The organism is Rhodothermales bacterium, assembly GCA_013002345.1.
Classification (GTDB): Bacteria; Bacteroidota; Rhodothermia; order Rhodothermales; family JABDKH01; genus JABDKH01.
In genome coordinates this window covers 1-17143 of record JABDKH010000163.1, presented here as the reverse complement: position 1 = coordinate 17143, position 17143 = coordinate 1, and the positions used below count along the sequence as shown (strand labels likewise).

At 57.8% G+C, this 17143-nt stretch carries 15 protein-coding genes and 1 tRNA gene; 11 read left to right on the top strand and 5 right to left on the bottom strand.

Annotated elements, in window-relative coordinates:
* The first annotated feature begins 444 nt into the window (after positions 1 to 444).
* The 3 genes from HKN37_08270 to HKN37_08260 all read left to right on the top strand — a co-directional run bounded on the left by HKN37_08270 (position 445) and on the right by HKN37_08260 (position 3830).
* Positions 445 to 1158, top strand: coding sequence for an SUMF1/EgtB/PvdO family nonheme iron enzyme (locus tag HKN37_08270; protein ID NNE46641.1), 714 nt, complete (start codon positions 445 to 447; stop codon positions 1156 to 1158).
* Between the two features lie 226 nt (positions 1159 to 1384).
* Positions 1385 to 1816 (top strand): hypothetical protein, encoded by a 432-nt coding sequence (locus HKN37_08265; GenBank protein ID NNE46640.1) that lies wholly within the window; start codon positions 1385 to 1387, stop codon positions 1814 to 1816.
* Positions 1817 to 2408: 592 nt separating this feature from the next.
* Positions 2409 to 3830 carry a radical SAM protein gene (locus tag HKN37_08260; GenBank protein ID NNE46639.1) on the top strand — a complete coding sequence of 474 codons (1422 nt, stop codon included), beginning with the start codon at positions 2409 to 2411 and terminating at the stop codon, positions 3828 to 3830.
* Positions 3831 to 3997: 167 nt separating this feature from the next.
* On the opposite strand, the gene HKN37_08255 is transcribed toward HKN37_08260, so the two are convergent.
* On the bottom strand, positions 3998 to 4255 hold the full coding sequence (locus HKN37_08255) for a hypothetical protein (protein NNE46638.1): 258 nt from the start codon (positions 4253 to 4255) through the stop codon (positions 3998 to 4000).
* 205 nt (positions 4256 to 4460) lie between these two features.
* Between HKN37_08255 and HKN37_08250 the strand changes: the two genes are divergently transcribed.
* On the top strand, positions 4461 to 4733 hold the full coding sequence (locus tag HKN37_08250) for a hypothetical protein (GenBank protein ID NNE46637.1): 273 nt from the start codon (positions 4461 to 4463) through the stop codon (positions 4731 to 4733).
* Positions 4734 to 5039: 306 nt separating this feature from the next.
* Here the strand turns inward: HKN37_08250 and HKN37_08245 are convergent, their stop codons facing one another.
* Entirely contained in the window at positions 5040 to 6236 is a 1197-nt protein-coding gene (locus HKN37_08245; protein ID NNE46636.1) for a histidinol-phosphatase, read from the bottom strand.
* Positions 6237 to 6722: 486 nt separating this feature from the next.
* On the opposite strand from HKN37_08245, the gene HKN37_08240 reads away from it, so the two are divergent.
* Positions 6723 to 7109 carry a hypothetical protein gene (locus HKN37_08240; protein NNE46635.1) on the top strand — a complete coding sequence of 129 codons (387 nt, stop codon included), beginning with the start codon at positions 6723 to 6725 and terminating at the stop codon, positions 7107 to 7109.
* A 168-nt stretch (positions 7110 to 7277) separates the two neighbouring features.
* Complete coding sequence (locus tag HKN37_08235; protein NNE46634.1) at positions 7278 to 8333, top strand: glycoside hydrolase; 1056 nt, start codon at positions 7278 to 7280, stop codon at positions 8331 to 8333.
* A gap of 284 nt (positions 8334 to 8617) precedes the next feature.
* On the opposite strand, the gene HKN37_08230 is transcribed toward HKN37_08235, so the two are convergent.
* A complete protein-coding gene (locus HKN37_08230) occupies positions 8618 to 9760 on the bottom strand; it encodes a beta-lactamase family protein (protein ID NNE46633.1) in 1143 nt (380 codons plus the stop codon).
* A 366-nt stretch (positions 9761 to 10126) separates the two neighbouring features.
* On the opposite strand from HKN37_08230, the gene HKN37_08225 reads away from it, so the two are divergent.
* The 3 genes from HKN37_08225 to HKN37_08215 all read left to right on the top strand — a co-directional run bounded on the left by HKN37_08225 (position 10127) and on the right by HKN37_08215 (position 12030).
* Positions 10127 to 10546 carry a DUF2569 family protein gene (locus tag HKN37_08225; protein ID NNE46632.1) on the top strand — a complete coding sequence of 140 codons (420 nt, stop codon included), beginning with the start codon at positions 10127 to 10129 and terminating at the stop codon, positions 10544 to 10546.
* 130 nt (positions 10547 to 10676) lie between these two features.
* Positions 10677 to 11276: a hypothetical protein gene (locus HKN37_08220; protein NNE46631.1), complete on the top strand. Its 600-nt coding sequence runs from the start codon at positions 10677 to 10679 to the stop codon at positions 11274 to 11276.
* 301 nt (positions 11277 to 11577) lie between these two features.
* Entirely contained in the window at positions 11578 to 12030 is a 453-nt protein-coding gene (locus tag HKN37_08215) for a hypothetical protein (GenBank protein ID NNE46630.1), read from the top strand.
* A 120-nt stretch (positions 12031 to 12150) separates the two neighbouring features.
* Here HKN37_08215 and HKN37_08210 read toward each other — a convergent pair.
* Positions 12151 to 12225: transfer RNA gene (locus HKN37_08210), tRNA-Asn, on the bottom strand.
* Between the two features lie 220 nt (positions 12226 to 12445).
* On the opposite strand from HKN37_08210, the gene HKN37_08205 reads away from it, so the two are divergent.
* A complete protein-coding gene (locus HKN37_08205; protein NNE46629.1) occupies positions 12446 to 14917 on the top strand; it encodes a choice-of-anchor B family protein in 2472 nt (823 codons plus the stop codon).
* Positions 14918 to 15140: 223 nt separating this feature from the next.
* On the opposite strand, the gene HKN37_08200 is transcribed toward HKN37_08205, so the two are convergent.
* Positions 15141 to 16562 carry a T9SS type A sorting domain-containing protein gene (locus tag HKN37_08200; protein NNE46628.1) on the bottom strand — a complete coding sequence of 474 codons (1422 nt, stop codon included), beginning with the start codon at positions 16560 to 16562 and terminating at the stop codon, positions 15141 to 15143.
* A 393-nt stretch (positions 16563 to 16955) separates the two neighbouring features.
* Between HKN37_08200 and HKN37_08195 the strand changes: the two genes are divergently transcribed.
* Positions 16956 to 17143: hypothetical protein (locus HKN37_08195; GenBank protein ID NNE46627.1), on the top strand; the 188-nt coding region annotated here is incomplete at its 3' end.

The window sequence follows — 17143 nt, the reverse complement described above, 5'->3', positions numbered from 1 at the left end:
CAGCCCGACCCACTCTCGCCAGCCGATGACAGGCAAAATGCGTTTTGGACTTTTTACCATGCAGGGTGGCAGCCGCCTCCACACGGGCGAGGAAGACACCGTGTGTCGGCGTGCTGATCGGCGTTACCCATTTATCCTGCAATTTGATGGCTTGACGGGGTGGAAGTCCAGCGGCTGAGCCCTGATCGTTAGTTCTTGCTGTCGTGCACCCGGAATTGGAATATACCGCGCCGAAATCGATCCCGGCATTTATGTCGCGATCGATCTTTTTCGTAACGATGTTGTTCGGGTTCCCGGGGTAAGACCCTGGCAAAGCTCCTTCGAGTTTCAAGATCACATCCTGAACAGAGAGAATCAGAAGGGCGTATCGTACGTTTCACGGGCGTGGGGCTGTCACAACAGAACCGATCGATTTCCGCACGCGCACTGATGGGAGGTTTATTCGTGAGATCTCTTTCGCATCTTGTTTCTTGCGCGATCCTGCTTGCCTGTGGAAGCTGCACGGACGTGCGCTCGACGTCTCCCGTCGAAGACGACGTGACGGACGGTGGCTCGTGCCGCGTGGGCATGGAGCAGGTCGACGGTTTCTGTGTCGACAAATGGGAGGCTCATCTCCAGGGCCGGTCGCCTTATGACGTTCCGGTCGACGGCGTGGCTGCTACCGCGCAGGGCGTAGTACCTCAGGGATACATCAGCGGCAGTGTGGCTGATGCGGCGTGTCGGCGGGCGGGCAAGCGGCTGTGCACGAGCGACGAGTGGCTTCGCACATGTCGCGGTCCTGCGAACACGACATACCCATACGGTGACGTTTACGAGCCGGGCGCCTGCAATGAGGGGCGCGCCTCGCATCCGGTTGTCGAACTCTTCGGCGACGATGTAAACTGGTCGAGTACGCAGATGAACGATTCGCGCCTGAATCAGCTTCCCAACTCGCTGGACTCGACGGGGAGCAATCCGGCCTGCGTGTCGGCCGAGGGGGTGTTCGATCTGCACGGCAATCTGCACGAGTGGGTGGCGGATGCGGATGGGACTTTCCGCGGCGGTTTCTACGTAGATGCCGAGATCAACGGGGCAGGTTGCCTGTATCGCACCACCGCCCACAGTCTCACCTATCACGACTACTCGACCGGTTTCCGGTGCTGCGCGGATCCGGAGTGATGATGATGTTGCCGTGCACGGTCAGTTTTGCCCGTACCGCGATAGTCTATAGCTCATCGATCCAGGAGGGGACCGCCAACGAACGAAATAGGTGCCGGTTGTGGTACTCGTCCAGACTCTCATGATTCGGAGGACCATGATCGCGTTCGCATGTTCACGCGTTTAAGTTTCTCGCGTGAGACGCGATCTTGGTGATTCACTGTGATCCACATTACCGAGACCTTTTATGCCTCTGCTTCGTGTATTCGCCATCTCCGCACTCGCTTTCATTGTCGCCTGCGACAGCTCCGACTCGTCCGATGTTGAATTGGGTGACGTACCCGCCGACCTCGTCGGAACGTGGGTCGCGACGTCCCTGATGGTCGCCGGCTCGGATCTGATGTCCCAGGGCACAACGTTTGAGATCACGTTCACGGCTGATAACAACTATTCCTTCACCGCAGCCAACGCGCCCCAGGATCTCTTCTGCGATCTGGCCACAGCCTGCACGAGCGGTGGCGTATTTGCGATTCAGGGCCAGACGTTCATTTTCGATGCGGACGAGTCTGATCCGGATGATCGGACGGAGCTGGCGGTTATGACGCTAACGGCGACAGCCTTCGTTCTGGCCGGCAATATCGACTCGGAAGCCATCCAGTTCGTATTCGCCCGGCAATAGACGACCCGCCGCCTCAGCGGTGCGTCGGAGTGGCCGGGAAGGAACGTTCGATAGGTCGTTCCTGGGTCTGCCTGAACGACATTCTATGGACCAATAGAGTCGGGAAAGAGCTATCTCTAGCCGCGTGAAAGGCTGAGTTGACGTAGACTGAGATTTCCACTTACGACGGGTAACGCCCCGGCCTGCAGTTGCAGGTCGGGGTTTTTCGCTGTAATGGAGTTCGTGTAATGGCTGCCGGTAGCAATCTCGCCTCTCACAAGCGGCCGAGTCCTTTCGGCGCTACCGGGTTGGCGACTAAGAGGAATTCTCCGGCAAGTCACCACGGCCGACGCCAAGCGCGTTTGTCCGGACATTTGTCCGGTTTGTCAGGGCCGGTGGTTTGTAGGCTACATGGCGGGAACGAACCCTGGGGTGTCGCCATGTGGCATGCCGGAACTGCGTTTGTCGTTTTTGCTCCTTACGGGTTGTGGAACAGGCACGCAGTCATAGATGCGAGTTGGACCAATGATTCGATCCATCAACGAATCCTCGCGTCGGCCGAACCACGTCAAGACATCCGGTGCTGGACCTCAACGCACAGGAGGAACGAGACATGAACGTGCTTCTTATCTACCCGGATACCGATCCACTTTCGATCATACCAGACGGCCTCATCAACATCGAACCGCTAGGACTCGAATACCTGGCGGGCAATCTGCAAGATCACGATGTCACCATTCTCGATCTCAAGGTCGAGAAGCGCTGGCAAAGGGTGGTTGATCAAGGACGGCCGGACGTGGTCGGAATCTCGGGAACCGTTGTCCACACCAGCCGCATGCTCGCGATCCTGGACTACGTGAAACACGTTCATGCCACCGCCGTGACGGTCGTCGGCGGTCCGCATGCCACACTCGTGCCGGACGATTTCGCCGCTCCGCAGGTTGATGTCCTTATCGCCGGGCAGAATCCAATCGCTTTTCGCCGTCTTGTCGAGGCCGTAGATATGGGACGGGCGTTTGATGGAATCGAGGGTCTGATGTTGCGATCGGGAGATGGGTGGAAGTCGACGGCACCGGTCCGTGCCTTCAAGGATCTGGATCATCTTCCCATGCCACGACGCGATCTGACGTCGCGCTTCCGGTCCAGGTATCGCCACCTCGTCTGGAAGCCTGTGGCCCTGATGATTACGTCCGTGGGATGCCCTTATGGATGCAATTTCTGTCCGTGCCCGGTGTTGACCGACCGTCGCGTACTGCGACGTTCTCCCGACGCGGTACTGCAGGAGCTTCTCGAAATTGACGAGCCGTACGTGTATATCGGCGACGACAATCTGTTTTTCGATTATGGTCATGCCTCCCGAATCGCCGACCTGGTTAAACACTCGAGACTCGACAAACAGTTTTACGTGCTCAGCCGCGTGGACAGCATTCTGCGACATCCGGACATTGTCGAGAAGTGGGCGGAGATTGGTCTCAAGAAGGTATTTCTCGGACTGGAGTCGCCAGATGACGCGGAGCTCAAATCCCTCAACAAGAAAGGCTCCGTGTCGGAGAATGGCCAGGCGATAGAGATCCTGCATGCGAATGGTGTAGATCCGCTGGGTGCTTTCATCATCAGGCCGGAATACACGCGAGCAGATTTCGATCGCGTCCTGGAGTACATGGATCGGATGGGCATCTACTACTTCGAATTCACAGTCTTGACTCCACTACCCGGGACGCCGTTTCACGATGAGGTTCGTGACGATATTCTTTCGCACGATACGCGGCTGTACGACCTGGCTCACAGCCTATTCCCGACGCGCCTGCCGACCGATGAATTCTATCGAGAGTACCGTCGGCTGCATCGGCGCTCGGCGTCCCTTACGAGAGCACTGCGTATCAAACCAGCCGTTTCACCGTTCAGGAGTTTCTCGTATCTCCGGATGGCGCCGCACCTTGGCGGCCTCTTTGTTTCGGCACGCAAGGCGTATCGGGATTTGAGCAAGCTGGACGAGTTCAAGCCGGGGGCAACGCAGAGGCAGTTCGTTAACTGACTGGCGCGTGTTGGCCGGCGACAACGATGGCCGCAGAATTTGAGATCGCGGCACTCGCGAAGACTGATCTGGACGTCACGGTCCGGAAGTAGGTAAAGCACAACGAAACCGAACATTGTGGATCTCGTGGGTCCGATAGGTGAAGCCGGAGGTGCGCCGGCATGGTTCTACTGCCGCTGGTGGGTGGTATCCTCGCCCGGCGTATCCAGTATCTTAGCTGCACAACGAAGAAAGACATACGCAATGGCGGCCACGGCAGCAAGGATGACGAATTCTCCGGCCACCACGCCGAGATTCCCCGAACTCGGACTGATCGTGCCGTCAACGACTCCTAAGAGGTGACGGAACGGAGCTACGAGTGGGAAGCCTGATTCGACAATCACGATGGCCAGAAGCACTAGCCAGCCACTAACGAGGAGTTTCATCTCAGCTGTCGGAGTGCGTGAGGGGGCCTGCACTTTCTCGATGTCGCAGGAACGTTTCAGGTGCTACGATATTGTCAGCATGCAGGCTCTGTAGAGAGTTTGCGCGCAGACTTTCTTTGAAGGCATTCGGGGTCAGGGGCTCTTTGTTCGAATTGCCGTTCGTTGCTGTTGGACTGCCATCTCGCTTTTCATTCATTCGCAGGATATGAACGACAGACAACGACTAATCACGGCGACGTTCATCGTGGCATTCTTCGTAGCTGCATTCTTTTACGTGCCGTGGCAACGTGACGATGCAAACGGTATTCGATACGCGCCTTTCTACAGAAATCCTATCACTCTGAATTCGACTTTGAGTGGGCCGGATAGATTCGTCTATGTGAAAGGCAGCCGATTCTACAGTCTGTACTTCCTGCAGCTAATCGGAATTGCAGGGACCGGACGCATGCTCTTCTGGCTTGCACGAACGAAGGACTAATCGGCCGCAAGCAAAGCCCCGTGTACGATCGTTGGTGAGTATTGGGTGTCGCTGAAGGCAGCCAGGCAGCGCGACCTATCTCTCAAGGTGGTCTGGCACACCTCTCTGATACAGGCCAGGCCCGGGGGAATGCACCCGTACTTGTACGTGACGTTGTACCTCTACAATGCAGAAGTGCGCGAAAACCATCGGAGGCACTTCTGCTCGTCAAGGCTCGGATAGCTCGCAGGCTCTCCGGGCTTTTCGTCTTTGGCGACGGGTTCGATTCTCACCTTGCCTTGCCTACTTATCGCGGTCTTCGGCGATCTAACGTTCCGGCACGACCGGCTGCGTCCAGGCCATCTCATGGCGTATGTCTCTCGCCGGGCTCGACATGTAGCGGGTCGAGCTGATCCTGGCCCGCACGAATATTTCGTCACCGGTCAGTTTGTACGTCGGGGACGTACTTTTGGACACGGCGAAGGTCACTCTGGCAGGGCCATTTGACTCGGCCGATGTTTCGGCGCTTCCGGGTCGGAGGGCCCCGATAAATTCTGTCTCGTACAGGATTTCGGGCTCCGCCTGTATTTCGATCCGAATCGATGTTCCATCGAATACAATATCGTCCAGGACGACACCCGTCGAGCTATAGAAGTCACCCGATTCCAGCGCCTCAACAATGGATTCCGCCGTGAGCTCTGGACGGGCTCGAACCATGACCCAGCCTCGACCGGGATTGGTCAACGTGGAATGCCACTCTCGATAGTGATGTGCATCGTCGACGGCAAGGCCATAGATGATGTCCTCACCGCGGGTAAGACGCTGTACGAGTATTTCGTCCCACATCACGTCCGTGGCCGGGTGATTTCTGTCGCCTGCACTATTTGCTCCTGGGTGACCATTGAAGACCTCAAAGAACTTTTCTCCTCTAAGATCAGCGATGTCGCCGGCCGTTATCGCCCAGCCGAGATTGGGATGACTGACATGCGGGATCATCGCTTGCCCCGATCGCCGCCGCTGTTCGAGGACCGCGTCGATGTTGTTCTGAAGCACTTCTCCAACAGTTCGACCATGCTGGGCGGGTATCAACTCCCTTATGTTGGTCGCGTTGATGTGGACATCGATGCTCTCAAAGTTATCAGAGATTTCCTCACTCTGTATGATCAAGAAGCGGTCTGCCTCCTCGAAAAGGGGACGGAATTCCTCCAGCGTCTTGAGCCGTACGATCAACTGCCCCGCGAGTTCAACGGACACGGCGTCGAATCGGTCTTTGTACAACCGAAAGGCGGACAATCCTTTCTTCTGAGTGGAAGCGCGAATCCACCGTGATCCCTCCGGCAGAACGTCGTGGTCGGAAAGTGCCACGAAATGGTAGCCGTTTCGCTTATACCAGTCCACGACCATTTCCGGGTAGTCGTCTCCGTCACTCCAGAGCGTGTGAGTGTGCAGATTGCCCTTCCACCATCCATCAGCAATGCGGTGCGGGTTGCTCTCACACCCTGTGCAGGCCCGAACAATTCGCATCCGGAGATGAGAATTGTGGCCACGATGGCGAGGCTGATGCGCGGATGGACGGGGACACGTTCGGGCACAGGTACGGGATGCAGATTGTGGCGAGTAAGGTGGGTGAATGCCCGGAAGGTGCCGAAGAAACGCAAATCGGGAAATAGACAGTGCCGTACAATATACCGCGAGGTCATTGAGGTCCGCCAACGACGCGCGGATTCGCGCGTTCGAGGACGGACACCACGCCCGACAAGAATATTCGCTGGCCGAGAATGCCAAGTCGATCCGGGTTCACGCCTAACGAGCGGCATCTACTTCTGCCGCCCCAGGCGAGGACTACGGAAAGACGGGGCAGATTGTGGAGGTGAGTGTTCTATCTCAAATGACAGAGGCCCGGCTTGCGATGCAGGTCAGGGTATTTGGTTTCAGGGATTCCCCGGTTGACCGACTATGCGTTGGCACCTTTCTTTTGGCCCACAAATACTGAGTGGCTCAAGCGAAAGAGTGCATCTGAACAAAGAAAGTCCTGCGCCACGCTACTGGAAGCCAGTCGTCGTAGCCATCTGCCTGGCTGTGGGCGGGATCCATTTCGTGACGGGCCCGCAGTATGGGGGTCCGTTGCCGGGGTTTGTCAATGGCTACCTGATTGATATCCTGCTTCCGTTCGCGATGTACCTGCTTCTTGGGGTTCAGAAGATTACGCTTCTTCACGGCAGGCTCCTGAGAGCCCTCCTGGTATTGGGTGTGGGAGTCCTGACCGAGACACTGCAGTACTTCGGTGTCCCGATCTTTGGGCGCACCTTTGATCCGTTGGACTTCGCCATGTTTGCGATAGGCGTCCTGGCTGCTAACCTGCTTGAGCGAGTAATCCTTTCAGACCCGTTGAGTTAGCTGGGACGAGTTTTGGCAGTATCTGCCGGCGTTGGATGTGGCGTTCTTCTGGTGTGCCAAAATGGATGGCAGACTGTGAGCCCTGAGGCTGCCGGCGCATCTCTGGGCGTCGGGCTGCGTACCTTGAAGTTGAAACCAGAGTGTCTGAAGAAAATCTGCGTATCGCCAATGTCTGTTCGTCCAGCGACTATTAGTATCATAGCGCTCGCTTTGTTCACATTCGCGACTCCACTATCCCGTGCTCAGCAGTCGGAGAATCAACTTCACATTGATCTCTCGGGGCAGTGGCAGTTCAGCGTCGGTGACGATCTCGCGTGGAAGATGCCGTCGCCCGAGGAGGGTCAGTGGACCGCCATCGACGTCCCGGGGCCTTGGGAACCGCAGGGTTTCTCGAACTACGATGGGTTCGCGTGGTACCGCCGCGCATTCAAGATCCCTGCGAGTCTGGAGGACGCGGATCTCGTACTCCACGTCGGCCGCATAGACGACGTGGATGAAGTCTTCCTGAACGGCATCTTCGTCGGTGCGACGGGCGGCATGCCGCCGGCCTACTACTCGGCATACAGCGCCTTTCGAGAATACGCTGTTCCGCGCGGGGTCCTGGATCCGGCTGGCGAAAACATCATTGCGGTCCGCGTATACGACCAGACCGGAGACGGTGGCATCATGGAAGGCCGAATCGGGATCGGAGCCCGCCCGTCCACCGAGACTGACTTTATCCGCCTCGACGGAGTCTGGTCCTTCCGAACCGGCGACAACAACTCATGGGCGGAGACCGAGATCGAAAAGCAAGGATGGTCCACTGTTACCGTGCCAGGAAACTGGGAGCCGCAGGGCTTCCGCGACTACGACGGATATGCCTGGTATCGCAAGGAGTTCTTCCTCCCCGCGCAGCCGGAGCCCGTGCCGTACGTGTTGGTCCTCGGCAAGATCGACGATGTCGATGCGACCTTCGTCAACGGCCGTGAGGTGGGAAGAACGGGTGCAATCGACAGTGGCGACATGTCGGGCGAGGACTGGCGGCGATCCCGTGAGTACCGAATACCCGCCGACGTGCTTAAGTTCGACGACTACAATGTCATCGCGGTTCGAGTTTTCGACGGGACCGGAGGCGGAGGGCTTTATGAGGGACCGCATGCGCTTTACCCCGAGGCCATTGACGAGAGCCTCTTGCGGTCGAAACTTCAGAATCTGCTGCGGCGCGTCACGGGTCGACAGCAGTAGACTGCAGTCAGCATCACGTTCTCGGTATTGCAGTCGTGCACGCGAGGACCATGTTTCTCTCGCCGATTGCGATGGTTCTCGGAGTGTGCGGATCCTCCAAGCGCCTGGCGGATTCTGTTGCCCCGACTCTGGACGAGGGCATCAGGGCCGCCAGAACGCGTCGCAGACGCCGATCAGATGGCCCGGCCCTTCTTGAGGCCGTGTGTGCAGATGTGCGTGACAGTGCATCCGAACGACCCAGGCAAAGTCAGAGGACATTGTTAAAGCCCAGAGAGCCCTGGCCGTCAGTCAAACTCGGCGCTCAAGATTCGATCGAGGATATCCAGATTGGCCCCTAAGATCACCCCGTCGCTCGCATAGAAAGCGCTGAAAGAAACATCGGTGGCAGGGCAATAACGAACGTTCGCCGTCGATCCGAAACTGTAACCCCCATGACCAAAGCAGCGGCCTACGAAGGGCTGCTCGTCGATCTGGACTCCTAGCCCGTACCAGGTGTTTTCGCCGAGGTCGGTCATCATGTCGAGAGTTTCGCTGTTGGCGAACAACTGACCGGACCCTAGAGACCTCAAGAACGTCACGAGGTCCCCAGCGGTGCTGATGATGCCCCCGACTCCGAGCGACCATCCAGCTCCAGAGAAGTCCAGGACATCGAATCGACCCCCTCCAATCGTTGCGTAGCTATGAGCAATCCCGGCCCGTTGCGATGCAGTCGAGCCGTCAAACATGAATGTGTTCACCATGCCGACGGGCGAGAGAATGCGCGCCCGCAAGGCCTCGTTGTACGATTGCCGCGTCATGTTCTCGACGACGTTCCCAAGGATGAGAAAATTGGTGTTCGAGTAATTAAACTCGGTCCCAGGTGGGAAGTCGGGCGGGCCATCCTTGACGTGCCGGAACGCCTCTAATGGCGTGTACGTGCGTGATGGGTCGGCGAGAATTTCGGCCTGGAGCGGAGAGATCAGGTAATCATAGATTCCGCTACGGTGCCCCAATGCCTGCCGGACGGTAACCTCCTGCCCATATTGGATGCTGTCCAGCACGGCCGACCACGCAGGTGAGACGTACAGTGCCAGCGGCTCGTCAAGCCCGACGAGGCCCTCCTCGGTCAGCTGGAGGACCATCGTCGCGGTGAACGTCTTTGTGATACTCCCGATGCTGAATCTGGTGTCCGGGCCGATCGCTGTTGTACGGGATTCATCGAGGAAGCCCTCGAAGCCTTCTGCCAACTGCCCATTGGCTTGCTGGATGAGTCCGACCGCACTCAGCACGTGGGGATGTGCTGTTCGAAATGATTCGACGGCGGCCTGAACAGTCCCCGCAGGATCTGTCGGATCGGAACCCAGGTCGGGATCTGCGGGCGACTCCGAACAACCACAGATGACTAGTACGTTCACGAGCAGTCCAACAAGCAAGGAGCGCCTCAGCATGGCTTGACCTCCAAAAGGAAACCTGAGTATGCATCAGTCGAAGAACGATACTCGCGTTCAAACCTTCTGTAGGGGAAAACCCAGTAGCACCGACCGCGACCACCGAAGACATACCGGGCGAATCAGAATTAAGCGAAGAGCTGAGTCCATGATCTAGTCCTCCATTCGTTCTGAGGTGGTCGCATACGGCGCAGTTCTGGCGTTCATCCGAATGAAGGCCACATGGTACGCTGGGGCTGTCGGTTTCAGGGGACCGGCGATTGTAGGTCGTGGCGTACGTATCCGTGAGCACGCGTACAAGAGCCGAAACATGTTTCTCGTGATACGTAGACGCGATCGTCTTAATCACAGACAAGAGCGGATTCGATGGAAGACAACACGTTGGAAGGGACGGGAGGTTGGCTTCTGGTGTATCTCATAGGATCGATCCCGCTCCTGATCGTGTATTCGATGGGTCTTTCGGGGTGGTTTTTCGAGTATCCCATTGCCCTAATGATCGCGATCTTCCTCATCCTCGCGGTACCATTACTGCTCATTCTTTCTAAATCCCGGAAAGCACCGCAGTGGAATATCGCCCTGTTGTGGGCCGCAGCCGTCCTCATGACTCTACGCTCACTGAGTGTCATCCTGATGCCGTCGGGCACCTGGGATCCGATGATGCAGGATGAACTGTTTGGGGTCGTAACGATACTCTTGGGAATCGTCGGCTTTTCCGTGTTGTGGGCGATAGTCTGGACGCTGTATTTCAAGAAATCGCAGCGAGTCAGAAACACTTTTGGCGAATGACCCCAGTTACGAAAGAAGCAGGTTCAATTGTCTACCGCCGCCAGGTTGGGGACCGCGTCGAGACGCCTTATCGAAAGTCTAATCATGGCCCCGGCTTGTATTTGCAGGTCGGGGTTTCGTCTTTTTCGACATGACCGATTCCCACTACGACCCTCACCTCGAAGATGACGGCGCGTTCCGGGCCAGGCAAGCCATGCGATATTTCTCCACGCGCAGAGGCACGATGGTGAGAAAACGCATGCTACTCGCATTCGTGGCCGCCGTCGTAGTCAACGTCATCATCTGCTGGAGCCTTGCCTTGTTTTCGGACGCAAGTGCGGACCACGTTCTCGTCCGTTCGGAGGCCGAAGAGCAACTGGACTTTGTGTTTGGCGGCCAATACCAGTGGCGCCAGGATGAAGCCCATCGACCGAGAGGCACTACACATACGGGTCGCCTGATACGACGTGCCTATGTGTCGGGGTGGACGATGGAAGAGCCGCAGCGCCGGTTCTCGGAACTTGTGCTGAAGGTGGGCTGGCCGTTCACGACCGTTCGGGGATTCGTACGGCGGAAGGGTGTTCAAGTGGAGTACGACGGTTGTATTCCGCTTCGACAGAATCTTGGTGAACCCGATGAGGAGAAGATCCTACCTCTGCAGATCGTTTGGCCGGGTTTCGTAATCAACAGCACATTACTGGCGATCGTGTTCATCGGCCTTGCGGCTCTCGTTGGCAGCCGACGCGACTAACTGTGCGATCCTCAGAGGCACAGGCCGTGGTGCCTTCGACGCCTCTGGCCTTCATTCAGGTGTGTACTTCCACCGACCCCGGGCTGGGGACCACGCCGGCACGAAGCGGATGGTGGTGCGGTTAGGCTTCGTGTAAGCGGGCTTTCCGCTCACGTTAGAAACAGTATCTCCCTCTCAACAACTCTGTGGGTCACTCACTATAGACCCACAAGCGTTACCCGTATCTCCTGACATCTGTCCGGTTTGTCGGCGGCTAATCGTCGTAGGCTGTGCCTCACTAGTAACCCCACGGAGGTAAGTCATGAAGCGTCTCATTGGTCCTGTAGTGTACATCCTCGGCTTCAGCGTCTTCAGCGCCTGTACGACCACGAGAACGACACTGATTAAAGAAGGCCAACCCATTGAGGAAGCTCGAGACCTAATCGTAACGCTCACCGATGGCTCACGACTCGACCTGAAGATGGCGGTGATTAACAAAGAGAATTTGCGCGGCGTGATTTCGGAAGCAGATTCCCGACGACTCCCCGAATATTTCGCGACCTGGCCTCACGGGCCTGCAGGCTTAGCGGTTACGGATGGTCAATCTACACGATGGACCGAGTACAGTGTCACTGTCCCACTGTCAGATGTAAGTGAAGTAACTCATCGCAGGTCGGGAGGCGCGGGAGTGCTGGTTCTCGCAGCGGCTCTCATTGGCCTCGTGTTATTCGCCGCGACTTGGGAACCAGACATCTCCATTGGCAAGAGGAAGTGATGCTCGATTTGAACCGTAACAGTCCGGCTTGTGTTTGTAGATCTGGACAGCAAACAGATTCAGGCGTTTCAGACCACAAAGCAGAAGGGCTGACCGCTTTAGAAGACGGTCAGCCCTATTTGGCTCCCCGGGTAGGACTCGAACCTACAACCCTGCGGTTAACAGCCGCATGCTCTACCATTGAGCTACCGAGGAATATGGCAGTCGCGGCAAACCGCTTCACTGCACCCGGGTTCCCCCATCAAGACGAACCCAAACAAAGAAAATACAAGCCAGTCATGGCCCGGAACAACCCCTTCGCCGTTTCTTGAACCGCACCGATCCCCACCCTGTTTCGCACCCGGACTTGCACTTGACCGATTATCTTGCGATATCTAGTCCGCGCTGACCACTACCAGACCTCCAAACTGTTACAATGAAGACGACTATCTCGCTGGCATTCATCTGCTCACTCATTCTTGCACCGCTCGCTACGGCCCAGACGACCTCTTCCGGGCAGCTTGCGCCCGGACTGCGCGCCGGATTCGCATCTGTTGCACTTATCGACGGCGAAAACGTGCTTGTAGGCCGGACGGCCGAGTCCATGATGTTTCCCGAACCGCCCATGCACGCGGGCGGGGTTCACGTGTTTGGCCATACCGATGAGGGTTGGTCGGAGAAGCACGTTGTCCAGGCGTCCGATGGCGAGCTGGGTGATCTTTTCGGATACCGTCTGGCACTGTCCGGCGACCTGCTGGCGGTTTCGGCGCCGAAAGCAGACGAGGGGCGTGGCGCTATCTACGTTTTCGGTCGGATGCCGGATGGCGCGTGGTCCGAGGAGGCCAGACTCTCCCTTCCCGATTCGCAGCCCGGAGACAGCCTGGGTTGGGGCCTTGCTCTCGAGGATGATCTGCTCGTTGCAGGAGCACCGGGATCCGCAGGAAAAGGAACGGCTGCGGTGTTTCGCCGAGATGCGGATGCCAACGCCTGGGCGATGGTCGGAACTCTTGACTCGCCAGCGGGCGATCACGCGAAGTTTGGGAGCAGTGTCGCCATCTTTCATAACCACGCCGTTGCCGGTGCGCCTCGCGACGAAGGCGGCATGGGGTCTGTATATGTATTCGGGATTGACGGCGAGCCGTCCGAATGGGAGCTGCATCACAAGATTGCACCGGCCGATTCCAGCCACCTGTTCTTTGGCGCACACATGACGATGTCGGGTCAGGACCTGATTGTTAGCGCCGTGCGCGGCGCGCAGGACGCGGTCAGTCTGAGTTTCGGAGGCGCGGGTCGCGTGCAGACGGGTGCCGTCTACTACTACCGACACTCGCGGGATGGATGGGAGGAGGTTGTTGCGCTGAGGCCCGAAGACGAAACTGCCTCGCAGTCGCAGACGATGTTTTTTGGAACTGCCGCGGCCCTTGCGCCGGATGGGCGAATCTGGGTCGGCGCGCCGATGGATATGGGCGTCGGGGCGGCCTATGTCTACGGACCCTCGGAGGATGGATCCGGGTGGGCGGTCGAGCAGACGTTGACCGTGAGCGGTATGCCGCCGGGAGCGAGCTTTGGCAGCTCGCTCGCCGTGTCGGAGAACCTTGCCGTGATCGGTGCGACCAGAGCTGACTTTGGAGATGGCCGTGCCTACATACATCGTCGCGACGAGGCTTCGGGCGAGTGGATGCGCGAGGGTTACGTGACTGATTCCGGTCTTGGACTCACATCCATTACGGGTGAAGCGGTGCGTTGCATGGATGGAGAGGCGGCCGAGTTTGGCTGTATGCAGGTTGATCTGCTTTCGTTTCTGCCGAACAGCGCAGTGGGGGCCGAGCAGGGCGTCATCGTGAACGACCTGTGGGGTTGGACCGACCCCGAGACGGGACATGAGATCGCGATCGTCGGGCGCTCCGATGGCACGGTGTTCATCGACGTTACGGATCCGCACAATCCTTTGTATCTCGGACAGCTACTCGCGACAGAGGGATCGATTCCGAACGCCTGGAGAGATCCGAAGGTGTATGCCGATCATGCGTTCATCGTCGCCGACAATGTGGGTCAGCACGGCATGCAGATATTCGACCTGCGCCGGCTTCGTGATGTTGAGAATCCGCCGGTGACGTTTGAGGTAGATGCGCTGTACGATAAGGTTGCCTCGGCGCACAACGTTGTCATCAATGAGGAGACCGGATTCGCGTATATCGTGGCTGCGAGCGGCGGCGGCGAGACATGCGGCGGTGGACTCCATATGGTGGATGTGCGGGAACCGCTCAACCCGACGTTTGCCGGCTGCTTCCACGATCCGACTACGGGTATTGGCGGTCGCGGTGCGACGCACGACGGGCAGTGTGTGATCTACCGCGGGCCCGACAAGCAGTATCAGGGACGCGAGATCTGTTTCGGTGCCAACGAGACGGCGCTCTCAATCGCCGATGTGACCGACAAGAAGTCACCCGTGGCTGTTGCCGTGGTTGCGTATCCGAGCGTGGGCTACACGCATCAGGGCTGGCTGACGGAAGATCACAGATACTTCTACATGGACGATGAGGGCGACGAGCTTTTTCAAGGACTCGACAGGACACGCACGATGATTTACGACGTCTCGGATCTCGACGATCCGATTCTTGCGGCCGAGTTTCTGGGTACGAATGGCGCCAGCGATCATAACCTGTATATCAAGGGCGACCTGATGTACCAGTCGAACTATGTGAGCGGTCTTCGCGTGATTGACATCAGCGACCGGCTCAATCCGAAGGAGGTTGCGGCGTTCGACACGGTTCCGTGGGGTGAAAACATCGCGGGGTTCGCGGGGTCCTGGAGCAACTATCCTTACTTCGAGAGTGGCAACATTGTCGTGACGAGCGTCAGGGAGGGTGTGTTCGTCGTACGCAAGACCGACGAGCCTTTGCCGTAGGTGTGGAGGGATGATTGGATGTCTGCCGGATCGGTTACCGGACGACCGGCATGTGACAGAAGGGGATCGGCCGATTATTTTGTCCCCCGAAGTGGGGGAAGATGGGGTGCCTTCCGCTGCCTCCATCATCCGTCCATTTGCCCGAGCTCTGCGCAAAAGCGGAGGGCGGCCCACCTCTAATGCGCGCCGCCCTCGCTCTTCGAACTGGCTCAACAAGGCTACATCATTTCACCAACAACATCGACTTCGTCTCCTCGAAGTCCCCCGTCTGTAGCTTGTAGAAGTAGACGCCACTCGGCTCGTTCGCGGCGTCCCACGTCACGTCGTACGTGCCCGGGGTCCGTTCGCCCTCGAACAACGTCGTGACCTGTCGTCCGACCAGATCGAAGATGGAAACTGTCACGTCACCGACCTCCGGGACACTGTAGCGAATGGTCGTCGCAGGATTGAATGGATTCGGATAGTTCTGCTCAAGTTCGTACGCAACGGGCACGGTCGATTGCTCCTCGACGCCGACTACGACATTCATCGACAGCTTGCTCATCTGGTCGGCCGTCAAAGGCGTGGCAAACTCGCTGATCATCTGCGACATGTCGGCGCCGCTCTTCATGAACTCCCACTGCGCCAGGTCGAGTGGACCAAACGGATCGCTCGTATCCCCCTTGTAGCGTACGAAGTCGAAGAGCAGCGAAGTCTTCCAATCCGTCGGCACCGGGATCATGCCCTTGGTGTTGACAAGTTTGGCCTGAGCAGAATCCCACTGCACAACGGGAATCTCGCCCGTTGAGTTGTATCCGCGGATAATCTCCGAGTCGTGACAATCGACGCACTCGCGCGCATTTCTCGCAATCGTGTGACCATGGAAGGGGGCAATGGTATAGAACGACTGCTCGTCATACGTCACGGCTTGCAGCGTAGCCGTCGTGACTTTGCCCGTCTCCGTGTCGTTGACCAGTAGCGCGAATCCAAACATTGGCGGCTTTCCGTAATAGCGCTTCTTGTCGGCGTCCACCTCGGTCTCGAAGTGACAGTTGTAGCACGTAATCACCGTCTTCGAGTGGCACGCCTTGCACGAGACATTGTCGGCGTGAGTCGTATGCTCGGTGTTGGCCGGCAGGCCGGCTGGATCGTGACAGTTCTCGCAGGCGGCATGTGATGCGCCGGGGTCGAGAAGACTCTTGAAGACCGTCGTGCTTGCGCCGTGTTCGACAGGAAACTCATTCTTGTCGTGGCAATCTGTGCAACCCATTCCCTCATCGCGGTGTACGTCGGCGAACATCGCGGCGACCGCCGTATTCGGGCTGTTGGAGAGCGAGAGCTCTGCGCCCGCCCGCCCGTGACATCCTATGCAAACATTGTCCGGGACTTCGGTGCTCGGGAACGCGTGGCAGTCGTCACACCCGGGCGTGTAGGACGCGGCGTCGATGGGCGTCCCGTCGGCCTTCGTGGGCGCGTGGCAATTCTGGCAGGACAGATCAGCCATCGGGATTCCAGTGAGTGCCTCAAATCCACCATTGGCCTGGCTGTAGAAGAACGCTTTGCCCTCCCGGGTCGCATGCAGGCTGTCCTCAAATCCGAGTTGTGTGAGAAAGAAAGCAGCCGGCACGAGCGCGGTGAGCGCAATCAGTAACGCTTTGGTTCGCATATGAGACTCCTCCGCTGATGTCGTCTAAGGTGAGTGTCAGTCATCGGGAGACGTGGATTCTCCCCGTTCCAGTCTAATACTGAGGCGATGCGATGACTGTCACGAATGTCCCACAGTTCAGGCGGGTCATGCTTGCGCGGCCTGGTACACGAGGCACCTACACTCGTAGGGGATTTTCAGCGAAAAGTGTGTAGGGAACCGTGTGCTCGACTCCCCTGCAGACCTACCGGGGAAACGCCTGCACCATGTAGGGGTATGAGATCTGCCTCATGCCCAGACGGAGTGGAGCTCGATCAATTGGGTGACAGCCCTGGCTCGGGTTGGGACTTCGCGCCTGTTCGGATACCTTGCTGCTTCTCTTAGACAAGGCCGTCAACGTTGCCGGCACCCTGAATGCAAACAGTTACTCCAGAGCATCCTGATTCTACTGCCGTCGACTCAGCCGACGATGCTCTCATTCTGGTAGGAAACCCGAATGTCGGCAAGAGCCTGCTGTTCAAAAACCTCACGAATCGTTTCGTGATCGTATCCAACTATCCGGGTACGACCGTAGAGGTTGTTCGGGCCCAGGCAGGGTTCAA